General features: G+C 67.4%; 19 protein-coding genes. 13 read left to right on the top strand and 6 right to left on the bottom strand.

Annotated elements, in window-relative coordinates:
* Positions 1 to 71 precede the first annotated feature (71 nt).
* Positions 72 to 788, bottom strand: a complete 717-nt coding sequence (locus E3O60_RS14945) for a hypothetical protein (protein WP_134498494.1) — start codon at positions 786 to 788, stop codon at positions 72 to 74.
* 215 nt (positions 789 to 1003) lie between these two features.
* Between E3O60_RS14945 and E3O60_RS14940 the strand changes: the two genes are divergently transcribed.
* Together E3O60_RS14940 and E3O60_RS14935 are read left to right on the top strand one after the other, a co-directional pair.
* On the top strand, positions 1004 to 1942 hold the full coding sequence (locus E3O60_RS14940) for a phosphodiesterase (RefSeq protein ID WP_088456463.1): 939 nt from the start codon (positions 1004 to 1006) through the stop codon (positions 1940 to 1942).
* A gap of 112 nt (positions 1943 to 2054) precedes the next feature.
* Positions 2055 to 3026 carry a tyrosine recombinase XerC gene (locus E3O60_RS14935; RefSeq protein WP_088456462.1) on the top strand — a complete coding sequence of 324 codons (972 nt, stop codon included), beginning with the start codon at positions 2055 to 2057 and terminating at the stop codon, positions 3024 to 3026.
* Between the two features lie 24 nt (positions 3027 to 3050).
* On the opposite strand, the gene E3O60_RS14930 is transcribed toward E3O60_RS14935, so the two are convergent.
* Positions 3051 to 3776 carry a M23 family metallopeptidase gene (locus E3O60_RS14930; RefSeq protein WP_134498492.1) on the bottom strand — a complete coding sequence of 242 codons (726 nt, stop codon included), beginning with the start codon at positions 3774 to 3776 and terminating at the stop codon, positions 3051 to 3053.
* Between the two features lie 324 nt (positions 3777 to 4100).
* Here E3O60_RS14930 and rpsB point away from each other — a divergent pair, with 324 nt between their 5' ends.
* The 9 genes from rpsB to E3O60_RS14885 all read left to right on the top strand — a co-directional run bounded on the left by rpsB (position 4101) and on the right by E3O60_RS14885 (position 10917).
* On the top strand, positions 4101 to 5027 hold the full coding sequence (gene rpsB, locus E3O60_RS14925; RefSeq protein ID WP_088456460.1) for a 30S ribosomal protein S2: 927 nt from the start codon (positions 4101 to 4103) through the stop codon (positions 5025 to 5027).
* An 11-nt stretch (positions 5028 to 5038) separates the two neighbouring features.
* Positions 5039 to 5866: a translation elongation factor Ts gene (tsf, locus tag E3O60_RS14920; protein ID WP_088456459.1), complete on the top strand. Its 828-nt coding sequence runs from the start codon at positions 5039 to 5041 to the stop codon at positions 5864 to 5866.
* Positions 5867 to 6057: 191 nt separating this feature from the next.
* On the top strand, positions 6058 to 6774 hold the full coding sequence (gene pyrH, locus E3O60_RS14915; protein WP_088456458.1) for a UMP kinase: 717 nt from the start codon (positions 6058 to 6060) through the stop codon (positions 6772 to 6774).
* 31 nt (positions 6775 to 6805) lie between these two features.
* On the top strand, positions 6806 to 7360 hold the full coding sequence (gene frr / locus E3O60_RS14910; RefSeq protein ID WP_088456457.1) for a ribosome recycling factor: 555 nt from the start codon (positions 6806 to 6808) through the stop codon (positions 7358 to 7360).
* 14 nt (positions 7361 to 7374) lie between these two features.
* Positions 7375 to 8355 carry a phosphatidate cytidylyltransferase gene (locus E3O60_RS14905; protein ID WP_088456456.1) on the top strand — a complete coding sequence of 327 codons (981 nt, stop codon included), beginning with the start codon at positions 7375 to 7377 and terminating at the stop codon, positions 8353 to 8355.
* A 46-nt stretch (positions 8356 to 8401) separates the two neighbouring features.
* On the top strand, positions 8402 to 8950 hold the full coding sequence (locus tag E3O60_RS14900) for a DivIVA domain-containing protein (protein WP_240632194.1): 549 nt from the start codon (positions 8402 to 8404) through the stop codon (positions 8948 to 8950).
* A 57-nt stretch (positions 8951 to 9007) separates the two neighbouring features.
* Complete coding sequence (locus E3O60_RS14895; RefSeq protein WP_240632193.1) at positions 9008 to 9766, top strand: lytic transglycosylase domain-containing protein; 759 nt, start codon at positions 9008 to 9010, stop codon at positions 9764 to 9766.
* A gap of 55 nt (positions 9767 to 9821) precedes the next feature.
* Entirely contained in the window at positions 9822 to 10121 is a 300-nt protein-coding gene (locus E3O60_RS14890; RefSeq protein WP_088456454.1) for a hypothetical protein, read from the top strand.
* Positions 10122 to 10188: 67 nt separating this feature from the next.
* Positions 10189 to 10917 carry an alpha/beta hydrolase gene (locus E3O60_RS14885; protein WP_088456453.1) on the top strand — a complete coding sequence of 243 codons (729 nt, stop codon included), beginning with the start codon at positions 10189 to 10191 and terminating at the stop codon, positions 10915 to 10917.
* A gap of 104 nt (positions 10918 to 11021) precedes the next feature.
* On the opposite strand, the gene E3O60_RS14880 is transcribed toward E3O60_RS14885, so the two are convergent.
* Complete coding sequence (locus tag E3O60_RS14880) at positions 11022 to 12071, bottom strand: AI-2E family transporter (protein WP_088456452.1); 1050 nt, start codon at positions 12069 to 12071, stop codon at positions 11022 to 11024.
* 28 nt (positions 12072 to 12099) lie between these two features.
* Positions 12100 to 13713 (bottom strand): hypothetical protein, encoded by a 1614-nt coding sequence (locus E3O60_RS14875; RefSeq protein ID WP_088456451.1) that lies wholly within the window; start codon positions 13711 to 13713, stop codon positions 12100 to 12102.
* A gap of 269 nt (positions 13714 to 13982) precedes the next feature.
* Here E3O60_RS14875 and E3O60_RS14870 point away from each other — a divergent pair, with 269 nt between their 5' ends.
* Both E3O60_RS14870 and E3O60_RS14865 read left to right on the top strand, forming a co-directional pair.
* Complete coding sequence (locus E3O60_RS14870) at positions 13983 to 15791, top strand: hypothetical protein (RefSeq protein ID WP_134408329.1); 1809 nt, start codon at positions 13983 to 13985, stop codon at positions 15789 to 15791.
* On the top strand, positions 15788 to 16753 hold the full coding sequence (locus E3O60_RS14865) for a tetratricopeptide repeat protein (RefSeq protein ID WP_088456449.1): 966 nt from the start codon (positions 15788 to 15790) through the stop codon (positions 16751 to 16753). Before E3O60_RS14870 ends, E3O60_RS14865 begins: the two co-directional genes overlap by 4 nt.
* Positions 16754 to 16836: 83 nt before the next feature.
* Here the strand turns inward: E3O60_RS14865 and glgB are convergent, their stop codons facing one another.
* Together glgB and E3O60_RS14855 are read right to left on the bottom strand one after the other, a co-directional pair.
* Positions 16837 to 19053: a 1,4-alpha-glucan branching protein GlgB gene (gene glgB / locus E3O60_RS14860; RefSeq protein ID WP_134408327.1), complete on the bottom strand. Its 2217-nt coding sequence runs from the start codon at positions 19051 to 19053 to the stop codon at positions 16837 to 16839.
* Positions 19050 to 21128 (bottom strand): maltotransferase domain-containing protein, encoded by a 2079-nt coding sequence (locus E3O60_RS14855; protein ID WP_174776705.1) that lies wholly within the window; start codon positions 21126 to 21128, stop codon positions 19050 to 19052. The genes glgB and E3O60_RS14855 overlap by 4 nt, the downstream gene beginning before the upstream one ends.
* Between the last annotated feature and the right edge of the window lie 50 nt (positions 21129 to 21178).

Genomic DNA, 21178 nt, shown 5'->3' with positions numbered 1-21178 from the left:
ATGTGCCCGGCACACCGGGCGCACTTGTCCGGAGCGGCAACAGTTGTGCTCCGCGCAGGTCTGGGCCTGGACTACCGGGCTGCAAAGGCCTTCTGGGTGGCGGCGTTGGTGAGCTGGGCGAACTCTTCGGCCTGGACGGGGGACATGGACGGTCCGGTGGTCATCGTCGACACGACCAGGTCACCGTCGGCGACGAAACAGATCGAGCCGGCGAACGCGTTATACCCGAAGGTCATTTTTATCTGGCGGCAGGCCAGGGAATCACCCTCGATGGCGGCCTCGCCGCCTACTAATTCGTCGATCTCTATCAGCGTGTCTCGACCGTTTTCCGTCGTTGCCAGGGGTTCGGTGCAGGAGGCTAGCTCTGAGCTCAAGTCCGCTATGACCTGTTCACCGTCTTCGACAATGAACACCCCGGTACTCAGGGTCTGATCGAGTGTCTCCCGCGTGAAGGTGTGTCCGTTGAGGTTGTCGGCTTCGTCAATGGACAAGGCACTCGCGAAGTCCAGTGCACACAGGTCCCCTGTTGACTTGTCGGTGGAGACTTCCGCATCCTCTGAGTCGGTGCTGCTGGACGGCTCCAGGCTCCAGCCACCGGACGGCAGGTCCGCGACGGTGAGGGCGAGGGGCGCGAGATCGTCCGCCTCGGGGCCGGCCTCCGCGGCTGGCGCCTCACTGGTGTCCGGTACCGCGAGGGTTTCGTCAGCCTGAGAACAGCCCGTCACGAGAGAGAGTGTGAGCGCAACCAGAACACAGGCATAGCGTTTCGAAACCAACAGGACCCCCAAGAACAGTGTGAACAGATGGCACCATCTAACCGTGCCGTACTGCGCCGGCCCCGCAGGCGTCGGGAGTCGGCGCGCCGATATCCGAGGTGACAGCCGGTGTCGCAGTACCCGGGATCTCCTCGGAGTCGTTGTCGGCGCTACGCCCTAGGGTGTTCCTGACGGCGCGTCACACCGAGGGCGTCGATTCAGTCCGTCGGATCAGCGAGGGGTAGCTCATGACCGGAACAGACACTGTACAGATGGGCCAGTACCGGCCGGCCTCCCACCTCATCGTGCACCTCAGCGACACTCACTTCCTCGGCACGGGCGCGGACGGATCCGGGCGGTTGCTGTACGACGCCGTCGACACCGACAGCACAGTGCATCGCGCGATGGCGCAGCTGGAAGCCTCCGGCCTGGCCATCGACGCCCTCGTCTTCACCGGAGACATCGCCGACCGAGGCGAGGCGGATGCGTACCGCCGGGTGCGCGACATCGTCGAGGCGTCCGCAGAGCGGATGGGCGCTGCACTGGTCTGGGTGATGGGCAACCACGATGAACGGGCGGCGTTCCGCACCGAACTCCTGCGTGTCGAGGCCCACGACGGGCCCGTCGACAGGGTCGTCGACGTCAACGGACTGAGAGTGATCTCCTTGGACACCAGCGTGCCCGGGTACCACCACGGCGAGGTCACCGCCGACCAACTCGCCTGGCTGCGCGACGTGCTCAGCGAACCCGCCGAACACGGTTCCCTGCTCGCCCTGCACCACCCACCGGTACCCACGGCCCTGCCGCTGATGACCATCCTGGAACTGCGCGACCAGACGGCGCTGGCCGAGGTGTTGGTGGGAAGCGATGTACGCGCGATCCTCGGCGGTCACCTGCACCACGCCACCACGGGACTGTTCGCCGGGATCCCGGTGTCCGTCGCCGCGGCCACCTGCTACACGATCGACGCGGCAGCCCCGCCACGCCAGCTCACCGGTGTCGGCGGTGGCCAGTCGATCAACCTTGTGCACGTCTATGCCGACCAGGTGGTGCACTCGAATGTTCCCCTGGGCGCGTTCGACGTGGTCACCCGTTTCGGTCCGGCCTACCTCGACCGGATGGAGGCGCTCAGCCCGACAGACCGGCTGGCGGCGTTCTCCCGACACGTCGCACAGCCGGCCGGGTAGCCGAGACCGGGGGAGGATCACCGTGAGTGGGCGCCGTGCGGGAGAGCGGGCGAATGACGGCGATTCCCGCGTCGGTGCCGGCATCCCGCCCGGCGCGCGAGATGCTGGAGGCATGCATCTCGACCCGGCGATCGACGGCTTCGCCCGCTATCTCGCGACCGAACGCGGTTTCTCCGTGAACACGGTGCGCGCGTATTGCGCCGACCTGGCCGGGTTGGCCACCTTCGCCGAAGATCGGGCGGTGGACACCGTCGACGGCCTGACCCTGGAACTCCTGCGCGACTGGCTGTGGACGGGAACGCAGGCCGGACTGGCGCGGGCCACCATCGCCCGGCGCTCCGCCTCGGCGCGCGGGTTCACCGCCTGGCTCACCCGGGACGGCGTGCTGCCCAGCGACCCCGCCGTGCGGCTGCGTTCGCCGAAACCTGGCCGCACCCTGCCGCGGGTGATCAATCGCAGCCAGATGCAGGAACTGCTCGACCGCCTCGAGGCCGCCGCGGGCGCCGACGACCCGGGAGCCGTGCGTGACCTGGCCATCATCGAACTGCTCTATGCGTCCGGCCTGCGGGTCTCCGAACTCGTCGGACTCGATGTGGGGGACGTCGACCTGTCCCGCCTGACGGTGCGCGTCACCGGCAAGGGCGACAAGGAACGCGTTGTGCCGTTCGGCGTGCCGGCGCAGAGCGCCATCGTGCGGTACCTGCGGGCGGCACGTCCGGTGCTGGCCGCCGCGGTTCCGGCCGAGACGACGCGGTCAGAGGCGACGGGGGGCACGATGGCCGTTCGGCGGGCCGCCGGGGCCGACCCGTCCGCCCTGTTCCTCGGCAGCCACCGGCAGCGCCTCGGGGTGCGCGCCGTGTACCGCCTGGTCGCGGCCCTGCTTGAGTCGATGCCCGGCACCGGTCCGGCAGGTCCGCACGCCCTGCGCCATACGGCGGCCACGCACCTGCTCGACGGTGGAGCCGACCTGCGCGCGGTGCAGGAGATGCTCGGCCATGCCAGCCTCGGCACGACCCAGATTTACACCCACGTTTCGGCGGAGAGACTGCAGCAGAGCTACCGGCTCGCGCACCCCCGCGCCTGACGCCACTCCGTGAGAGTGCGGGCGTCAGCGGGCCGGGATCGGCACCGGGCCGGTCGGCGGGAGTGGCAGCAGTATCGCGCGCGCCAGCCCGCCGAGAAAGAGCATCGGCGAAATGTACTGACCGTGCCGGCGCACCCCGAAGTGCACACAGCGCGCGGTGCAGTGCGAACCCGTCGCCACGACGCCCACGACCTGCCCGGCCAGCACCCGATCACCCTCGCTCACCGTGGCCGTGACCGGCTCGAAGCTGGACACCAGGTCCTCACCGTGCTGGATTGACAGAACGGGCCGGTCCACGACCGTGCCCGCGAAGGTGACCACCCCGTCGGCGGGGGAGCGAACCGGGTGGCCTTCACCGGCCACGAGGTCGATACCGCGGTGCCCGGCCGCATACCGGCTGGTCGGCGCCTCGAAGGGACGCGTCAGCTCCCGTGGTGGTCCGACGGGCCAGGCCCATCCGGCCGGCGCCGCCTGTCCGGGCAGGGCAGCACCGAGTGTCGCCGACACGGGAACCGCAACTGATGCCGCGGCACTGTGCTCCGCAACGACAGGCACCGGCGCAGAGGCCAACGCCGGCGCCGGCGAGTCGGACAGGCTTGGTGCGCCGGTGAGTAGTGCGGCCGCGATGGCACAGACCGGCAGCGCCGCGAGACGGAACAGAGCCTGCGCCGGGCGCCGGCGAGACCGGAACCTGTGCAGGGGAGAACGGGTGGAGGCGAGGCGTTTGTCGGGGCGTCCTGTCGCTGTCATGGCTCCACCATCGGACGACGGCGAGGTCGGGAGGCGGGCCGCGGGCCCGGCTGTGCCAAACGTGTGAAAGAACCGGCTGTGGAGGAGTGGCTGCGGGGGAGCGCGTTGGTGCGCGGCCGGGGTCGGCCGGGTGCTAGAGTTCTCTGAGCAGCGCTTTGTGCGCTGACTACGCGTGCCCATTCGGCCAACACATCCACTCGGTCCTGACTTTTCACGAAGTCGGGCGGTTGTGCGCCGGGCACCAGGAGTAGTGATCATCCGATCACGACACAAACCGATGGGCGTTTTCTGCTGTGCAGAAACGTCGGATAAGGAGTACGGCTCATGGCCGTCGTAACCATTCGCCAGCTGCTCGACAGCGGCGTGCACTTCGGGCACCAGACCCGCCGTTGGAACCCGAAGATGAAGCGCTTCATCTTCACCGAGCGTTCCGGCATCTACATCATCGACCTGCAGCAGTCGCTCGGGTTCGTTGACAAGGCCTATGACTTCGTCAAGGAGACCGTCGCCCACGGCGGCACCATCCTCTTCGTCGGCACCAAGAAGCAGGCGCAGGAATCGATTTCGGAGCAGGCGACGCGAGTCGGCCAGCCCTACGTCAACCAGCGCTGGCTCGGTGGCCTTCTCACCAACTTCCAGACCGTTTCCAAGCGTCTGGCCCGCATGAAAGAGCTCGAAGAGCTCGACTTCGAGGACACCGCCAAGAGCGGCTTCACGAAGAAGGAAATGCTCATCAAGAAGCGCGAGCTCGTCAAGCTGCACAAGAGCCTCGGCGGAATCCGCAACCTGACCAAGACGCCGTCCGCGCTCTGGGTTGTCGACACCAACAAGGAGCACCTCGCCATCGACGAGGCGCGCAAGCTCGGCATCCCCGTCATCGCGATCCTCGACACCAACTGCGACCCCGACGACGTTCAGTACCCGATCCCGGGTAACGACGACGCCATCCGCTCCGTTGGCCTGCTCACCCGCATCATCGCCGACGCCGCGGCCGAGGGCCTCATCCAGCGTCACCAGAAGCCGGAAGAGGGCGCCGAAGTTGAGCCCCTCGCCGCGTGGGAAGCCGAGCTGCTCGCAGCTCCGGCCGAGACCACGCCCGAGCAGTCCTCCGCTGACACCGAGAAGGTCGCCGACGAAACCGTCGCCACCGAGCAGGTTGCAGAAGAGGCACCCGCAGCAGCAGAGCCCGCAGCGGCCGAAGCCGCAACCGAAGAGGTTGCAGCCGACGCTCCCGTAGCCGACACCAAGTAAGGACAACAGGTATGGCAAACTTCAACCTCGAATCCGTCAAGATCCTGCGCGAGCGCCTCGGCACCGGCATGGTCGACACTAAGAACGCACTCGTCGAAGCCGATGGCGACATCGAGCGCGCGGTTGAGATCCTGCGTCTCAAGGGTGCAAAGGGCAACGCAAAGCGCGCCGACCGTTCCACCTCTGAGGGCCTCGTGGCCGCCAAGGTGATCGGAAACACCGCTTACCTGCTCGAGCTCGCCTGCGAGACCGACTTCGTCGCCAAGGGCGAGAAGTTCGGCGCTCTTTCCGAGAAGGTTCTGGACGCGGTTTCCGCTGCCGGCGCCACCAACGTCCCCGAGGCGCTTGCCGCTCCGGCGGATGGCCAGACCGTCGGAGACCTCATCAACGGCGAAGCCGCGATCATCGGTGAGAAGTTCGAACTTCGCCGCGTCGCAGCCGTCACCGGTGACAACTTCGAGATCTACCTGCACAAGACCAGCAAGGACCTGCCCCCGCAGGTCGGTGTCGTTCTCGGCTACACCGGTGAGGATGCCGCAACCGCGCGCAGCATCGCCCAGCACATCTCGTTCGCGAACCCGGAATACCTGGCTCGCGAAGACGTCCCCGCAGAAGCCGTCGAGGCCGAGCGTCGCATCGTCACCGAGATCTCCGAGAACGAGGGCAAGCCGGCCGCCGCGCTGCCCAAGATCGTTGAAGGCCGCGTCAACGCGTACTTCAAGCAGGTCGCACTTCTCGAGCAGGACTATGCCAAGGACAACAAGCTGTCCGTGGCGAAGGTGCTCGCTGACGCGGGTCTGACCGTCACCGGCTTCGCCCGGTTCAAGGTCGGCGCGTAACCAGCTCCGCCGCAACCGGCACAGCAGTAACCAGTAAGGCAGCATGAGACAGAAGGAGATCGGATCGCCTCGGCAATCCGGTCTCCTTCTTCTCTGCCCGGCTCCAGGTGGGCCGCAGCAGGGGTATAGCCCACCGGTGCTCAACCGGTAGTTTTAGAATCACGATCCACAACGGAAGGACGCTCACGGGCATGTCAGATACAGGTACCAAGCGCAGAGTCCTCCTCAAACTGTCGGGCGAAGCATTCGGGGCCGGAAGCCTCGGTGTCAACCCCGACGTCATCAGCAGCCTGGCCCGGGAAATCGCCGAGGCCGCCAAGAGCGTCGAGATCGCGATCGTCGTCGGCGGCGGCAACTTCTTCCGCGGCGCCGAACTCTCCCAGCGCGGCATGGACCGAGGCCGCGCCGACTACATGGGCATGCTGGGCACCGTCATGAACGCCCTCGCCCTGCAGGACTTCCTGGAACAGGCCGGAGCGGAGACCCGCGTGCAATCCGCCATCGCCATGACCCAGGTCGCCGAGCCGTACATCCCGCGACGCGCCGAGCGTCACTTGGAAAAGGGCCGCGTCGTCATCTTCGGCGCCGGCGCCGGACTGCCCTACTTCTCCACGGACACCGTGGCCGCGCAGCGTGCCCTTGAAATCGGTGCCGAGGTCGTCCTGGTCGCCAAGAACGGCGTCGACGGTGTCTACTCAGACGACCCGCGCACCAACCCCGACGCACACAAGATCCACAGCATCACCTACCAGGATGCGCTCCAGCGCGGCCTCAAGGTCGTCGACTCGACGGCCTTCAGCCTGTGCATGGACAACAGCATGCCCATGCGGGTGTTCGGGATGGCTCCGCACGGCAACGTGACGGCCGCCATTCTCGGCGCCGAACTGGGAACCCTCGTCTCCAACTAGGATTATTGAAGCCACCGAAGAAGGAGTCACCGTGATTACGGATGTCCTGACCGACACCACCCAGCGCATGGATAAGGCCGTCGAGGCCGCGAAGGAAGACTTCGCCACCGTGCGTACGGGGCGAGCAAACCCGCAGATGTTCCAGAAGATCCTGGTCGACTACTACGGCACCCCGACGCCCCTGGGGCAGCTTGCCTCGCTGCAGAACCAGGAAGCTCGCACGCTCCTGATCACCCCGTACGACAAGAGCGCCCTGCGCGACATCGAGAACGCCATTCGGGACACCCCGAACCTCGGCGCCAACCTCGGCAACGACGGTATCGTCATCCGGGCTTCGCTGCCCGAACTGACGAACGACCGCCGCAAGGAGTACGTCAAAATCGTCAAGACCAAGGGTGAGGATGCCAAGGTCTCCGTTCGCAACCTGCGCCGCAAGGCCAAGGACGAACTCGACGCGCTCAAGAGCGAGGTCGGCGACGATGACGTGGCCCGCGGAGAGAAGGAGCTCGAGCAGATCACGAAGACTCACATCGACGCGATCGACGACGCCCTCAAGCGCAAGGAAGCCGAACTCCTCGCTATCTAGCGGAGGCTAAGCGAATGACGGATCAGCCAGGGCCCACCCAGCCACCCCAGCGGGGTCGCGGCACCGGCCGCGCCGAGTTTCGGGCACAGGTGCAGTCCACCAAGGCCGACATCGAACGCCAGGTGCAGGCCACCAAGGCGCAGCTGGATGCGACGAACGAACGCATCGAGGCCCGCACAGGGCGCAACCTGATTCTGGCGACCCTGATCGGGCTGGTCCTGGGCGGCGCGATGCTCGTGAGCCTGATCTTCATCAAAGAGCTGTTCATGATCATGGCCTTCGTGGTCGTGGGGTTCACGGCCTTCGAACTGGCCGAGGCTCTGCGCCGGGGCGGCCGGAAGGTGCCCCGGATCCCGGTGCTGGCGTCGGCGGTGGCCGTCGTGCCCGCCGCGTTCTACTGGGGTGCCGGCGGCCAGTGGCTCGCCACTCTGGGCGGCATCCTGCTGATCACCCTGTGGCGGCTGGCCATGCTCGCCTTCCCCAGGCACCGCGCACCCCGCAGCGTGGTGCTCACCGACATCGGCGGCGGCTTCCTGATCCAGGTCTACGTCGTGTTCCTGGCCAGTTTCGCGGTGCTTCTGGTCACCCAGGAGGGCGGCCAGTGGTGGACGCTCGCGTTCCTGCTACTGGTGATCTCCGCTGACACCGCCGCGTACGCCGCAGGCCTCTCCTTCGGCAAACACCGGATGGTGCCGTCGATCAGTCCCAAGAAGACCTGGGAGGGCTTCGCCGGAGCGGCCATCGTGTGTGTGGTCGTCGGCATCCTGCTGGCCATCTTCATGCTCGGCGAGCCGTGGTGGTTCGGTCCGATCTTCGGTGTAGTGATCCTGATCACAGCCACCTTCGGTGACCTGGCGGAATCGCTGATCAAGCGGGACCTCGGCATCAAGGACATGAGCTCCTGGCTGCCGGGCCACGGCGGTTTCCTCGACCGTCTGGACTCCATCCTGCCGTCAGCGGCCGCGGCCTATGCGCTCTACCTCATCTTCGCCTGACCCGGCTGCTTTCGACACTCGGCGTCCGGTGGGGCAGAATGAGGCGGTGAGCACTACGTTTCCGCGAACCAGTAAAAAGATGCTCGGCTACAACCTCAAGCAGGTCGAGGAGTTCCTCGAGTCGACTCGGCACGCGTACGACGATGCGGGTGGGACGGACCAGCTCACCGCAGCCGACATCCGTCACACGGCCTTCGCCATGCAGAAGGGCGGCTATTCGCCCAGCCACGTCGACGCCGCCCTGGAGCGTCTCGAGGACGCTTTCGCGCTGCGGGAGCGGGAACGCGCCACCGGCGAATCCGGCTCGCAGGCCTGGCTGGACGAGGCCCGTCAGACCGCGCAGGTGATCATCAACCGCCTCGGCCGACCGGCGGGTCACCGGTTCTCCCGCACCAGTATCTTCAGCACCGGCTACAACAAAGCCGATGTCGACCGCCTCGCCGCGAAGCTCGTCACCTACTTCCAGGACGGCCACCCGGTCACCGTCGACGATGTGCGCACGGCGGTCTTCCGCCCGCAGCGGACCGGCTACAGGGAGGCCCAGGTCGACCTGGTTCTCGACAGTGTCGTGGACGTGATGCTCGCCGTTCGGTGACACATCGCGTGTCGTTACCTGGCCGTTACCCGCGAAGTGGGTTAGGGTCTAATCATCGTGGGTAGACATCTCAACATTTCCGCGCCCGTTTCGGGCGCGATGCCGGTGAGCACACCGGGCACCAAATCGCTTCGTGCACCCTTCGGGAACCTGGCCGTGCAGACGCCCGCCCGGCCGATCCCGCGGAGCATGCACCGCCCGCGCTCACGCAGCCACGTAGCGCTGTCGCTGTTCGCATTCACCGCTGCTGCCGCCTTCGTGCTCGTCACCGTGGTCGACCCGTACTCCGGGGCGACGGCGTCACCGTACTTCCAGGTGCCCGGCGCCGCGTCCGACCGGTACAAGGGCGAGGCCGCTCAGTCCCTGCTCGTGGCCAGCACCGTGGCCAACGCTGTCGTCATCGACAGCTACACCATCAACGAACCCGAGCCGGAACCCGCACCGGCCCCCGTGGCCGCCGCGTCGACGACGTCGCCGGGCCCCGTCAGCGCCGCACCGGCTGCCGTCCCCGACCCGGGCTCCGCCCAGGCATACGCCTACGGCGCCGTCGCGTCCCGCGGCTGGGGCGAAGACCAGTACAGCTGCCTGGTGTCGCTGTGGAACAAGGAGTCCGGCTGGCGCGTCAACGCGATGAACTCCAGCAGCGGCGCTTATGGGATCCCGCAGTCACTGCCCGGTTCGAAGATGGCCTCGGCCGGCTCCGACTGGGAAACCAACGCCGGCACCCAGATCGAATGGGGCCTGGGCTACATCAGCGGCCGCTACGGCACCCCCTGCGGCGCCTGGGGCCACTCCGTCGACGTCGGCTGGTACTAGTCACCCGACCCGACCGGCCCAGCTGGGCCCTTCGAGCCAGGGTTAGACTTGCACCATGCCGCGCAGCAACCGCCCCAAGGGCCGCAGAGCCGGCACCGGCGAAGACGAGACCGACGATCTCTCGCGCATGCTCGCCGGCTGGCGCCGCACCGAGGTGAAGCGCGACGGCGTGTGGCATGTGCAGCCGATCAGCGCCGCCCAGGCGGGGAAGACCTACCTCTGCCCCGGTTGCCTGCTCGACATCAACCCCGGAGTGGCCCACATGGTCACCTGGCGCGGCGACGGTGTGACCGGCGACGCGGCGGACCTCGCCGCCCGGCGCCACTGGCATCTGCACTGCTGGAAGATCAAGTAACCCGAGCGTTTCGCGCAGGCGTTCACCNAGGCGTTCCCCCCCCCCCCCCCCGACGAGGAGCACCACCATGGCCGGACCAGTCGAGATCCGCGGCGGCATCGACCTGCCCGCAACCCGCGAGCAGATCGAGCTGCACACCGACGACGGCCTCACCCTGGTGGGCGAGCTGGCCACGCCGGCGAGTCGGCCCGCCGTCGCCACCCTGGTCACCCTGCATCCGCTGCCCACGCACGGCGGCTTCATGGACTCGCACATCCTGCGGAAGGCCGCCGGACGGCTGCCGGCGCTGGCCGACCTCGCCGTGCTGCGCTTCAACACCCGTGGTACCAGTTCACCGCGGGGGACCAGCGGGGGCAGCTTCGGACACGGCGACGCCGAACGTGCCGATGTGGCCGCGGCCATGGCCTTCGTCACGGAGCGTGGCCTGCCTGATCCCTGGTTCGTCGGTTGGTCCTTCGGCACGGAACTGGCGATCAAGTACGGCCTCGACCACCCGATCCACGGCGCGATCCTGCTGTCGCCACCGCTGCATCGGGCAACGGATGCCGAACTGGCGGCCTGGGCGGACGACGAGCGCGAGCTCGTGGTGCTGGTGCCCGAACACGACGACTACCTCCGGCCCGAGGAGGCCCGCACCCGGTTCGCGAGCGTTCCGAACGCCCGACTGATCAATGTGGACGGCGCGAAGCATCTCTGGGTGGGGGAGAGCCAGACCCGCCGGGTGCTCAACGAGATCGTCGCCGCGGTGAACCCGGCAGCCGGCCCACTGCCGGAGACCTGGGCCGGCGAACGCTGAGCCGCCCGGCTCTGAGCGGCCGAGCTCTGAGCCGCCGCGTAAGCAACCGGCGGGCGTCCGGCGCTCAGGAGCACCGCGCCGCTTGACAGGGCGCTCCTGAGGCTTTACAGCTCGTTCTGGCGGGGGATCACGACCTGCTTGATGATCATGATGACCGATGCCGCGACCGGGATCGCGATCAGGGCGCCGAGGATGCCCAGCAGCGACCCGCCGGCGAGGGCTGCCACCACCACGACGGCGCCGGGCACGGCGACGGCGCGGTTCATGATGTTCGGGCTGAGAACGTAGGCCTCGAGCTGCATGTAGACCAGGTAGTAGATGCCCGCGACGAGCACGGTGAGCCAGGAGCTGCCGATACCGGGAATCGCGCAGGTGGCGACGATGATGACGGATCCGGTGATGGTGCCGACCAGCGGGATGAGCGAGAACAGGAACGCGATCACCGACAGCAGGGCGGGGAAGGGGGCGCCGATGATCGACAGGAAGATGAAGCTGAAAACACCGTTGCAGGCGGCCAGGGCGCCCTGTCCCACGATGAACCGGCCGACGGCCGTGGTGATCTGCTCGCTCAGGTCCGCGAAGCGTTCCCGCTTGGAGGCGGGGACCAGCTGGTAGGTGGCTCGCTTCATGGTGTTCAGTGACGCCGTGAAGTACAGGGTCAGGATCAGGATGATCAGGCCGCCGAACAAGCCGCTGACGATGGCGAAACCGGATTGGACGATGGTGGACGTGATCTCCGTGAGGTTGCCGCCGAGGTATTTCGTGACCGCCTCGACGATCTCCTGCACATCAAGGGCCGGGAACTGCTTCTGCAGGTCGACGAGGAAAGTCGCTGAATTCACCGACTTCACCAGGGCCGGAATGCGTTCAGACAGGTTGGAGATCTGGTCGGCGATGATCGGGACGATGGCGAAGATCACCCCGGTCAGCGCGCCCAGCACGGCGACGAGCACCGTGAGGATGGCGGCCCACCGCGGGAACTTCTTCTTCTCGAGCCACGAGACCGCCGGGTCGAGTCCCAGGGCCAGGAACAGGGCCGCCCCGATGTAGGTGATGATCGTGGACAGCGAGACGATCGAGCTCAGGATCAGCACCCCGAGGCCGACACCCAGGGTTCCTACCAGGCCGAGCCGGAAGGCGTTTTGGATCTTCACTGTTGTCTCCACTTGCTCGGCGTTGTGACTAGTCCTGGTCAGCGTTCACTTTCTCCGCCTGGGTCAGGACGCTGCGCAGGCTTTCGAAGTAGCCGGCGACCGACTCGCGCTCAATCCTAATCTGCGCCAGACGGTCTTCAGCGTCGTTGACGAGTTCACGAGTGCGTGTCTCCGCATCGGCGACGAGGGCCGCCGCGCGATCCTCGGCATTCCGCACGATGCGTTCGGCCTCATCGTCGGCCTTCGCCTTCGCCGTCTTCGCGTCGGCGCGGGCACCGGCATCCAGTTGTTCGTTGAGAGTGCGCAGTTCCACGGTGCGGGCGTTGGTGACGGCGAGCTGAGCCGAGGAGTCGTCCAGGTAACGCTGCGTCTGAGCGACGGCCGCCTGGTGACGGGCCAGGTGGTCCTGCTCGGCTTCGTCCCTGCGCGCCTTGAGCTCCACCTCGAGGTCGGCTCGGATCTGGTCGATTTCGCGTCGCAGCTTGGCCGCCTCGTGCTCGCCGCGCTTGCGGGTGGCGGTGAGATGGTTGTCCAGATCGATTCTGGCCTGCTCGCTGTCGGCGTCGAAGTCCGCCTTGGTCTGCTCGAGTTCCCGGGCGAGGTCGGCCCTGGCCTGCTCGATCTCGGCGGCGAGGTCGGCGTGCGCCTTGTCGAGGTCGCGGTTCACTGCCGCCCGATCTCGGTCCAGCTCCCGGTCGAGGTCGGTGTGCGCCTGCTCACCCTCGATGGTGAGATCCGCGCGAGCCTGTTCGATCTCCCGGGCGAGGTCGGTGCGACCCTGCTCGATCTCCACGGACAGGTCTGAGCGGGCTTGTTCGGTCTCGTGGGCCAGATCGATGCGGGCCTGTTCGGTCTCCCGGGCCAGGTCGATGCGGTCCTGTTCGGTCTCGGTGGCGAGGTCGATGCGGGCCTGTTCGGTCTCGCGGGCGAGGTCGGCACGCTGCTGGTCCAGTTCATGGGCCACTTCCGCGCGCGTCAATTCGGTTTCCCGGGTGAGACCAGCGGCGATTTCCCTCGCTTCGGTGGCCTCGCGCTGAGCGACGACCCGCACCTCAGCGGCCTCCCGTTCGGCCTCGGAGCGAATGGCGGCGACCTCACGCTTGACCGTGGCCCGGAGCTCCGCCGCCTCGGTGGCGACGGCGCCGCGGATCGCCGCGGCCTCCTGGAGGGCATCCTGGGTGAGCTGTTCGTGGGTCTGCCCAGCGCGGGTGAGCAGATCGTCTGCCTCGACCTGGGCATCGGTGAGCAGTCGGTGGGCCTTGACGGTGGCGTCGGACACCGTTCGTTCGGCGTGTTCGGAGGCTTGGCGCTTCAGCGCGTCGATCTCGGCGGATGCGGAGGCGCGCAGCTTCTCGGCGTCGATATCGGCCTGGGCGATGACCCGGGTTGACTGCTCCTCGGCGACGCGCAGGGTGTTCTCGAGCTTGGTGCCCAGCCCGGAGAAGGTGGGACTGCCGACCTCTTCGATCTCGGCATTGAGGTCGTCGATTCTGGCCCCCAGTCGTTTGACTTCCTTGGCCGACTCGGTGCTCTGGGCGTTGGCCTGGATCAGGTCGCGCCGAAGTCCCTGGATGGCCTTGTCGACCTCGTCCTTGTCGTACCCTCGGAATACCTGGGTGAAGTCAGCCTCGTCGGTCGCCACGTTGTCTCCTCATAAATGGGCCTGACCCCGAGTCAGATACGGACGGAGCAGACCGTGCAATTTTAGTGCCCGGACACTCTGCTCCCCATCCCGCCTTCGGGGGAAAGGAGGCTGTGGAGGGAGGGGAATCACGCGAAAAGCCGCTATTAGGCACCTCTCAGGAGCGTCCACTATCGTAAGACGTCCGTGTCTGTTGCTTCCCGGCCCCGACAAGCGGTGGCAGTCGTTGTGATTCGCAGCCATCGGCAGGCAACACAGGAGGGTTTTACGTGCGTTTCGTCTTTGCCATTTTGGCATTCGTCCTCGCCGCGCTGATGATCGCATTCGGCATCGCGCAGCGGACAGTCTTTCTCGAACCTGCTTCCACGAGCCTGAGCGCGACGGTCGACGACGGTGCGCCGTACGCGGTGATCGACGGCGCGGCCCTGGGCACGTTCCCCGGCAGCCAGACCATCACGGTTTCCGGCTCCGACAGCGTCTTCGTCGCCTACGCGCGTACCGCGGACATCCAGGCCTGGATCGGCGCTGACGAGTACGCGGCGGTGGGCCTCGATGCCGACACCGGGAAATTGACTGTTACCCCGGCGACGGGAACCGCCGTCACGCCGGCGGCGGAAACCGAAGCGGCCCCGCTGGCCACCGACCCTGCCGGCTCCGACCTGTGGTTGGAGGAGTACACCGGTGACCGGTCGCTGACCACCACGATCAGCGCGCCGGCCGGGATCTCGGTGCTTGTCGCCTCCGACGGGACCGCCCCGGCGCCGACGGATATCACCGTGGCCTGGCCGACGGACAACGCGACACCGTGGGCCGGTCCGCTGATCGTCGGGGGAGCTCTCATCGGTCTGCTCGGCTTCGTGATCTACCTGCTGGGCCTGTTGCACTTCCGCCGGTCCCGCCGTCCGCGGCGCAACGTGCCGCGCGGGCCGCGCATGCCCAGGCTGCCCCGGGTGCCGCGCCCCAAGACCATCAAGGCGAGCGAGATCACCGGTCCACGCCGGTCGATCGGCCGGTCCATGATCGCCGTTCCCCTCGTGCTGGTCTCCGGCCTGGTGCTCAGCGGATGTTCGCCGGAGTTCTGGCCGACCGTCGCTCCGGAGGCCGCCGCCACCGCAACGGCGACGCCCTCGCCCAGCGCCGAGGATATCGAGGCTCCCGTGGCCGACGAGGCTCCGGAGCCCGCTGTGACGGTGCCGCAACTCGAGCGCATCGTTGGCGACATTGTCGCGCTCACGGCGGAGGCCGACGCGAACCTGGATGCCGACAGCCTGGCCACCCGGTTCACCGGCCCCGCGCTCGAGCAGCGTCTGGCCAACTACAAGGTCCGCGCCGCCGATGCGTCGTACGCGGCGACCGTGGCGCTGCCGGATTCCCCGCTGACGCTGACGCTTCCCCAACAGACCGATGCCTGGCCGCGCGTGGTCATGACGGTGCTGCAGTCGGCTGATGAGGCCTCGGTGCCCACCATGGCGCTTATTCTCAAGCAGGAATCTCCGCGGGAGAACTACCTGGTCGAGTACGCCGTCCAGCTCGAGGCATCCGCCAAGGTTCCGAGTGTGGCCCCGGCCACCATCGGAGCACCGCTGATCGCCCCCGACAACAAGTTCATGTCGATGGCGCCCAACGCTGTTGGCCCGGCCTACGCCGACATCCTGCTGAAAGGCGAGGCGAGCCCGTCGTTCCCGCTCTTCGAAGCCAAGGGCGACACCGCCCGCACCCAGCTGGGCTTGGAGTACAAGGAGAAGCAGCTGTTGGAGCTTGAGGACACCGGCACGATGGAGTTCACCAATGCCGTTGGGAGTGGCGAGATCATTGCCCTTGCCACGAACGACTCCGGCAGTATCGTGGCCGTGAGTGTGAACGAGATCACCACGGTGACTCCCGTCGCGGGCAAGGCGACCATCACCCCGAAGGAAGGCCCGAGCAAGGCGCTCTCCGGTATCGAGGAGACCACCAAGGGCATCCAGAGCACCTATAGCGAGCAGCTCCTGTTCCACGTGCCTGCCGCCAATTCAACCGACAAAATCGTTCTCCTTGGCTTTAGTCAGGGACTGATCAATTCCGTGGAGCTTCCATGACCGTTGTCCCCCCAGCCGGCGCCAACCTGCGCGGCGCCGTCGACCTGTCCTCGCTCGTGAACCGCCCACCGGCGGCCGCGGCCGGCGTGAGCACCGGGACCGCGCCGGATGGCGCCGTCGCCGGTGTCGTTCCGGTACCGAATTTGGTGCTCGAGGGTACCGACACCAACTTCGCGGAGCTGCTGGAACTGTCGAAGATCGTGCCGGTGATTGTGGACCTGTGGGCCACCTGGAGCGAGCCGGCCACCCAGCTCACCCCGGTGATCGAGAACCTGATCAGGGAGTACAACGGCCGCTTCGTGCTGGCCACCGTCGACATCGACACGAACCCGCAGCTCGCCCAGGCGTTCCAGGCCACGTCGGTGCCGACCCTCGCCGCGGTGATCAACGGTCAGCCGGTTCAGCTTTTCGACGGGGTACTCCCCGTGGTGCAGATCCGCGAGGTTTTCGAGCGGGTGCTTGAGCTGGCCGCTCAGCACGGTGTGACCGGGGTGGCCGAGGCCGCCGAGACGCCCGCCGGCCCGCCGGCCGAGCCCGTCGAACCCGAACTGCCACCGCATCACCGCGAGGCCTACGAGGCCATCGAGCGCGGCGACTACGCCGCCGCCATCGACATCTACAAGCTCGCCCTGGCCCGCGACCCCCGCGACACCATGGCCACCGCCGGTCTCGCCCAGGTCAGCCTGCTCGCCCGGCTGCAGGGCAAGACCATCGCCGAGGTGCGTTCGGCTGCCGCTGACGACCCGGCGAACCTGGACGCTCAACTCCTCGTGGCCGACCTGGACCTGTCCGGTGGACACATCGAGGACGCCTTCGACAGGCTGCTGGGCCTGTTCCCCGGCCAGGATGCTGCGGGCAAGAACGTCATCCGCCAGCGCATGCTCGAGTTGTTCGAGGTCGTCGGTACCGATGACCCGCGCGTGCCGCCGGCCCGCAAACGCCTCACCGCGCTGCTCTACTAAACGCGGGAACGCGAAAGCGCCCGTGTGGCTGCCTCAGGCGACTGAGGCGACCAGGCGGGCGCTTTCGCGTGGCCTGAGCGATGTCAGCGGCGCAGGCGCAGCCAGAGGGCGCCGAGCGGCGGCAGGGTGAGGGTGGCGGATGCCGGCCGGCCGGCCCACGGCTCGGCGAACGCGGTCACCTCACCGAGGTTGCCGACCCCGGAGCCGCCGAAGTTCTCGGCATCGGTGTTGAGGATCTCCTCCCAGGCGCCGGGCAGGGGCAGCCCCACCCTGTAGCCGGTGTGCGGGGCTCCGGAGAAGTTGTACAGGCAGACCACCGGCGTGCCGTCGTGGTCCCAGCGCACGAAGCTGACCACGTTCTCCGCAGCGGCGCCGCCGTCGAGCAGCTCGAACCCGCCGGGTTCGTTGTCACGCTCCCAGAGGCTGGGCGTGTCCCGGTACACCCGGTTGAGCTGGCCGACGAGGTTGAACAGGCCACGGTGACCGGGCTGGTCGAGCATCCACCAGTCCAGTCCGCGCTCTTCACTCCACTCGGACCGCTGGCCGAACTCCTGCCCCATGAACAGGAGCTGCTTGCCCGGGTGCGCCCACATGAATGCGAGGTAGACCCGCACGTTGGCGAGCTGCTGCCACGGATCTCCTGGCATCTTGCCGATCAGGGAGCCCTTGCCGTGCACAACCTCGTCGTGGCTGATCGGCAGCAGGAAGTTCTCGCTGAACGCATAGACGAACGAGAAGGTGATCTCGTTGTGGTGGTACGCGCGGTGCATCGGGTCTTCGCTCATGTACTCGAGCGAGTCGTGCATCCAGCCCATGTTCCACTTCAGCCCGAAGCCCAGGCCGCCGCCGGAGGTGGCCGCGGTGACACCGGGCCAGTTGGTGGATTCCTCGGCGATCATGATGGTGCCGGGGTTGCGCTTGTATGCCGTCGCGGTGATCTCCTGCAGCAGGCTGATCGCCTCGAGGTTTTCCCGGCCGCCGAACTTGTTGGGTTCCCACTCGCCGTCCTTGCGCGAGTAGTCCAGGTACAGCATCGAGGCGACCGCGTCCACCCGGAGGGCGTCGATGTGGAACTCCTCGAGCCAGTACAGCGCATTGGCGACGAGGAAATTGCGCACCTGCATCTGGCCGAAGTCGAAGACGTAGGTGCCCCAGTCCATCTGCTCACCGCGGCGCGGGTCCGGGTGCTCGTACAGGGCCTGCCCGTCGAAGCGGGCCAGGGCGAACTCATCCTTGGGGAAGTGTCCCGGAACCCAGTCCATGATCACGCCGATGCCGGCCTGGTGCAGCCGGTCGATCAGGTAGCGCAGGTCGTCGGGGTGGCCGAACCGGCTCGTCGGAGCGTAGTAGCCGGTGACCTGGTAGCCCCAGGAGCCCCCGAACGGGTGCTCGGACAGCGGCATGAACTCCACGTGCGTATACGCGAGTTCTTCGAGGTAGCTGATCAACTCGTCGGCCAGGGCCCGGTAGCCCAGCCCGGGCCGCCAGGAGCCCACGTGCATCTCGTACACGCTCATGGCCCGGTTGTGCGGGTCGGTGGCGCTGCGTTCGGCCAGCCAGGCGGCATCCTGCCAGGTGTAGGCGGTCTCGCCCACCACCGACGCGGTCAGCGGCGGCACCTCGGTGTAACGGGCCATCGGGTCGGCCTTCTGCACCCACTCGCCGGCCTGGGTGAGGATCTCGAACTTGTAGTTGGAGCCAGCGGTCAGGCCGGGCACGAAGAGTTCCCAGACGCCGGTGCTGCCCATGTTGCGCATCGAGTGCAGCACGCCGTACCAGCTGTTGAAGTCACCGATCACGCGCACGGCACGGGCGTGTGGCGCCCAGACCGAGAACGAGGTGCCGCTGACAGGCTTGGTCACGCCGGTGAAGGTGCGCACGTGGGCGCCTAGTACGTCCCAGAGACGTTCGTGCCGGCCCTCGCCGATCAGGTGCAGGTCGAGCTCGCCGAGCGTGGGCCGGTAACGGTAGGGATCGTCGCTGATCCAGGCCGGTCCGCCCTCGTAGTGCGCTTCGATCTCGTAGTCCTGCGGGCCGATGGTGCTGACACCCTGCCAGATGCCGTAGCCCAGATGGGACAGTTCGACGCGGGCGCCGGTGGACAGCACCGCGACGACCTCGATGGCCAGGGGACGCAGGACCCGGATGACCGTGATCGGGTCGGTGATGTTCGGCAGGTCCAGCAGGTGCTGGCCGAGCACCTCGTGAGGGTTGTAGTACGAGCCGACCGAGACCGTCTCGAGGATGTGCGCTGAGAAGGTGGGCAGTTCGTCGGCGGGTCGGCCGGTGGCGTGTTTCATTCGGCCAGTCCGTTCTGGTTCGGTGCCTGTGGGATCCGCACGTGCAGGATGTGCACGGGTTCGGTGAAGGCGTCCAGGCGCACGAAGTTGTCCGCGGACCAGGTCCACACGGCGCCGGTGATGAGGTCCTCGACCTCGAAGTGGGAGCCGAGGGGGAGACCGAACCTGGTCACATCCAGGTGCACCACGGTCTCACGCACCGAATGCGGGTCGACGTTGGCGACGATGATGAGCGCGTCGGTGCGACCGTCGTCGGTGAACTCACCGGCCAGGTACTTGCTGTAGACGAGGATCGAGTCGTCGTCGCTGGAGTGGATGTCGAGGTTGCGCAGCTGACGCAGGGCCGGGTGGGCGGCACGGATGCGTCCCAGCTGGGCCAGGAACGGCGCCAGCGACCTGCCGAGCGCTTCAGCCTTCGCGAAGTCGCGGGGCCGAAGCTCGTACTTCTCGTTGTCGATGTTCTCTTCGGCACCGGGACGGGCGACGCTCTCGTAGAGTTCGAAGCCCGCGTACAGGCCCCAGGTGGGCGCCGCCGTCGCGGCCAGGGCCGCACGGATCTTGAACGCCGCCGGTCCGCCGAACTGGAGGTACTCGGAGAGGATATCGGGAGTGTTCACGAACAGGTTCGGGCGCAGGAAGTCCGCGGTGTCGTGGGCCAAGTCGTCGAAGAACTCCTCGAGCTCCTCCTTGGTGTTGCGCCAGGTGAAGTAGGTGTACGACTGCTGGAAGCCGACCTTGGCCAGGCCCTGCAGCAGCGCCGGACGGGTGAACGCCTCGGCCAGGAACACCACGTCGGGCGATTCCCGGTTGATGGTGCCGATCAGCCACTCCCAGAAGTCCAACGGCTTGGTGTGCGGATTGTCGACCCTGAAGATGTTCACGCCAACGCCGACCCAGTAGCGCACCAAGCGCAGCACCTCGGCACGGATGCCGGCGGGATCGTTGTCGAAGTTGATCGGGTAGATGTCCTGGTACTTCTTCGGCGGGTTCTCGGCGTAGGCGATGGTGCCGTCCGGCAGCGTGGTGAACCACTCCGGGTGCTCGGTGACCCAGGGGTGGTCCGGCGAGGCCTGCAGGGCCAGGTCGATGGCGACCTCGATGCCCTCCGTGCGGGCGGCGTCGAGGAAGAAGCTGAAGTCGTCAATGGTGCCGAGCTCCGGGTGGATGGCGTCGTGTCCGCCGGCAGCCGAGCCGATCGCCCACGGCGAACCCGGGTCGTTCTCGCCGGCGTCGAGGGTGTTGTTCGGGCCCTTGCGGAAGGACCGGCCGATCGGGTGGATCGGCGGCAGGTACAACACGTCGAAGCCCATCGCGGCGACGCCGGGCAGGCGGGCGGCCGCGGTGCGGAAGGTTCCGCTCTGCCAGCTGCCGTCTTCTCGCCGCACGGCGCCCTCCGAGCGGGGGAAGAACTCGTACCAGGAGCCGACGCCGGCGCGGGTGCGTTCGACCCGCACGGTGCGCTCGGCGGAGAACGAGTCGAGACTGGCGAGGGGGCGCACGACTGCTGCCGCGGCCAGGGCCGGATCGGTGACGACGGCCAGCCGGACCGCGAGGGGGAGCTTCGTATTGGCCAGGGTCTTGGCGGCGGCGGCGAACAGCCGACGTTCCACGGTGGGACGCTTGAGGTCCTTGCCGGCGGAGGCCAGCAGTGTCGAACCGATCAGGAACATCAGCTCGACGTCTATGCCGGCGGGGATCTTGATGGCGGCGTTGTGCACCCAGGTGGTGAAGTCATCCGCGTAGGCACGCACCCTGTAGGTGTACGAGCCCTGCAGGTCCAGGCGCACCTGGGCCTCGTACCTGTCGGTGCCCGGGGCGCCGGGGCGCATCGGATGCTGGGTCTGGGTGCCGTCCGGCGCCGTGAGATGCAGCATCACGCCGATGGCGTCATGCCCCTCCCTGAAGGCGGTCGCACCGAACGGCACGACCTCGCCGGCGAAAGCCTTCGCCGGCCAGAGATTGTCGTTCAGCTGCGGGGACAGGTCGAGGACGGGGATTCGACCGACTTTGGTCGGAACATCCGCGATGCTCGGAGTTGAGAGGGCGGTACCGGTTCGTTTTGGTGTCTTAGCCACAAGACGACCGTAGCGCGAACGGGGGCCGAATCGGTGGTCACACGCGCGCA

It is taken from the genome of Cryobacterium sp. TMB1-7, assembly GCF_004402435.1.
In the GTDB taxonomy this organism is placed as follows: Bacteria; Actinomycetota; Actinomycetes; order Actinomycetales; family Microbacteriaceae; genus Cryobacterium; species Cryobacterium zongtaii.
This window is presented reverse-complemented; position numbering and strand designations above follow the sequence as displayed.

Bases quoted from the DNA above. Each gene is read 5' to 3' on its own strand.
- E3O60_RS14940 (WP_088456463.1), top strand. From the start codon at position 1,004: ATGACCGGAACAGACACTGTACAGATGGGCCAGTACCGGCCGGCCTCC.
- E3O60_RS14935 (WP_088456462.1), top strand. From the start codon at position 2,055: ATGCATCTCGACCCGGCGATCGACGGCTTCGCCCGCTATCTCGCGACC.
- E3O60_RS14930 (WP_134498492.1), bottom strand. From the start codon at position 3,776: ATGACAGCGACAGGACGCCCCGACAAACGCCTCGCCTCCACCCGTTCT.
- rpsB (WP_088456460.1), top strand. From the start codon at position 4,101: ATGGCCGTCGTAACCATTCGCCAGCTGCTCGACAGCGGCGTGCACTTC.
- tsf (WP_088456459.1), top strand. From the start codon at position 5,039: ATGGCAAACTTCAACCTCGAATCCGTCAAGATCCTGCGCGAGCGCCTC.
- pyrH (WP_088456458.1), top strand. From the start codon at position 6,058: ATGTCAGATACAGGTACCAAGCGCAGAGTCCTCCTCAAACTGTCGGGC.
- E3O60_RS14905 (WP_088456456.1), top strand. From the start codon at position 7,375: ATGACGGATCAGCCAGGGCCCACCCAGCCACCCCAGCGGGGTCGCGGC.
- E3O60_RS14890 (WP_088456454.1), top strand. From the start codon at position 9,822: ATGCCGCGCAGCAACCGCCCCAAGGGCCGCAGAGCCGGCACCGGCGAA.
- E3O60_RS14885 (WP_088456453.1), top strand. From the start codon at position 10,189: ATGGCCGGACCAGTCGAGATCCGCGGCGGCATCGACCTGCCCGCAACC.
- E3O60_RS14865 (WP_088456449.1), top strand. From the start codon at position 15,788: ATGACCGTTGTCCCCCCAGCCGGCGCCAACCTGCGCGGCGCCGTCGAC.
- glgB (WP_134408327.1), bottom strand. From the start codon at position 19,053: ATGAAACACGCCACCGGCCGACCCGCCGACGAACTGCCCACCTTCTCA.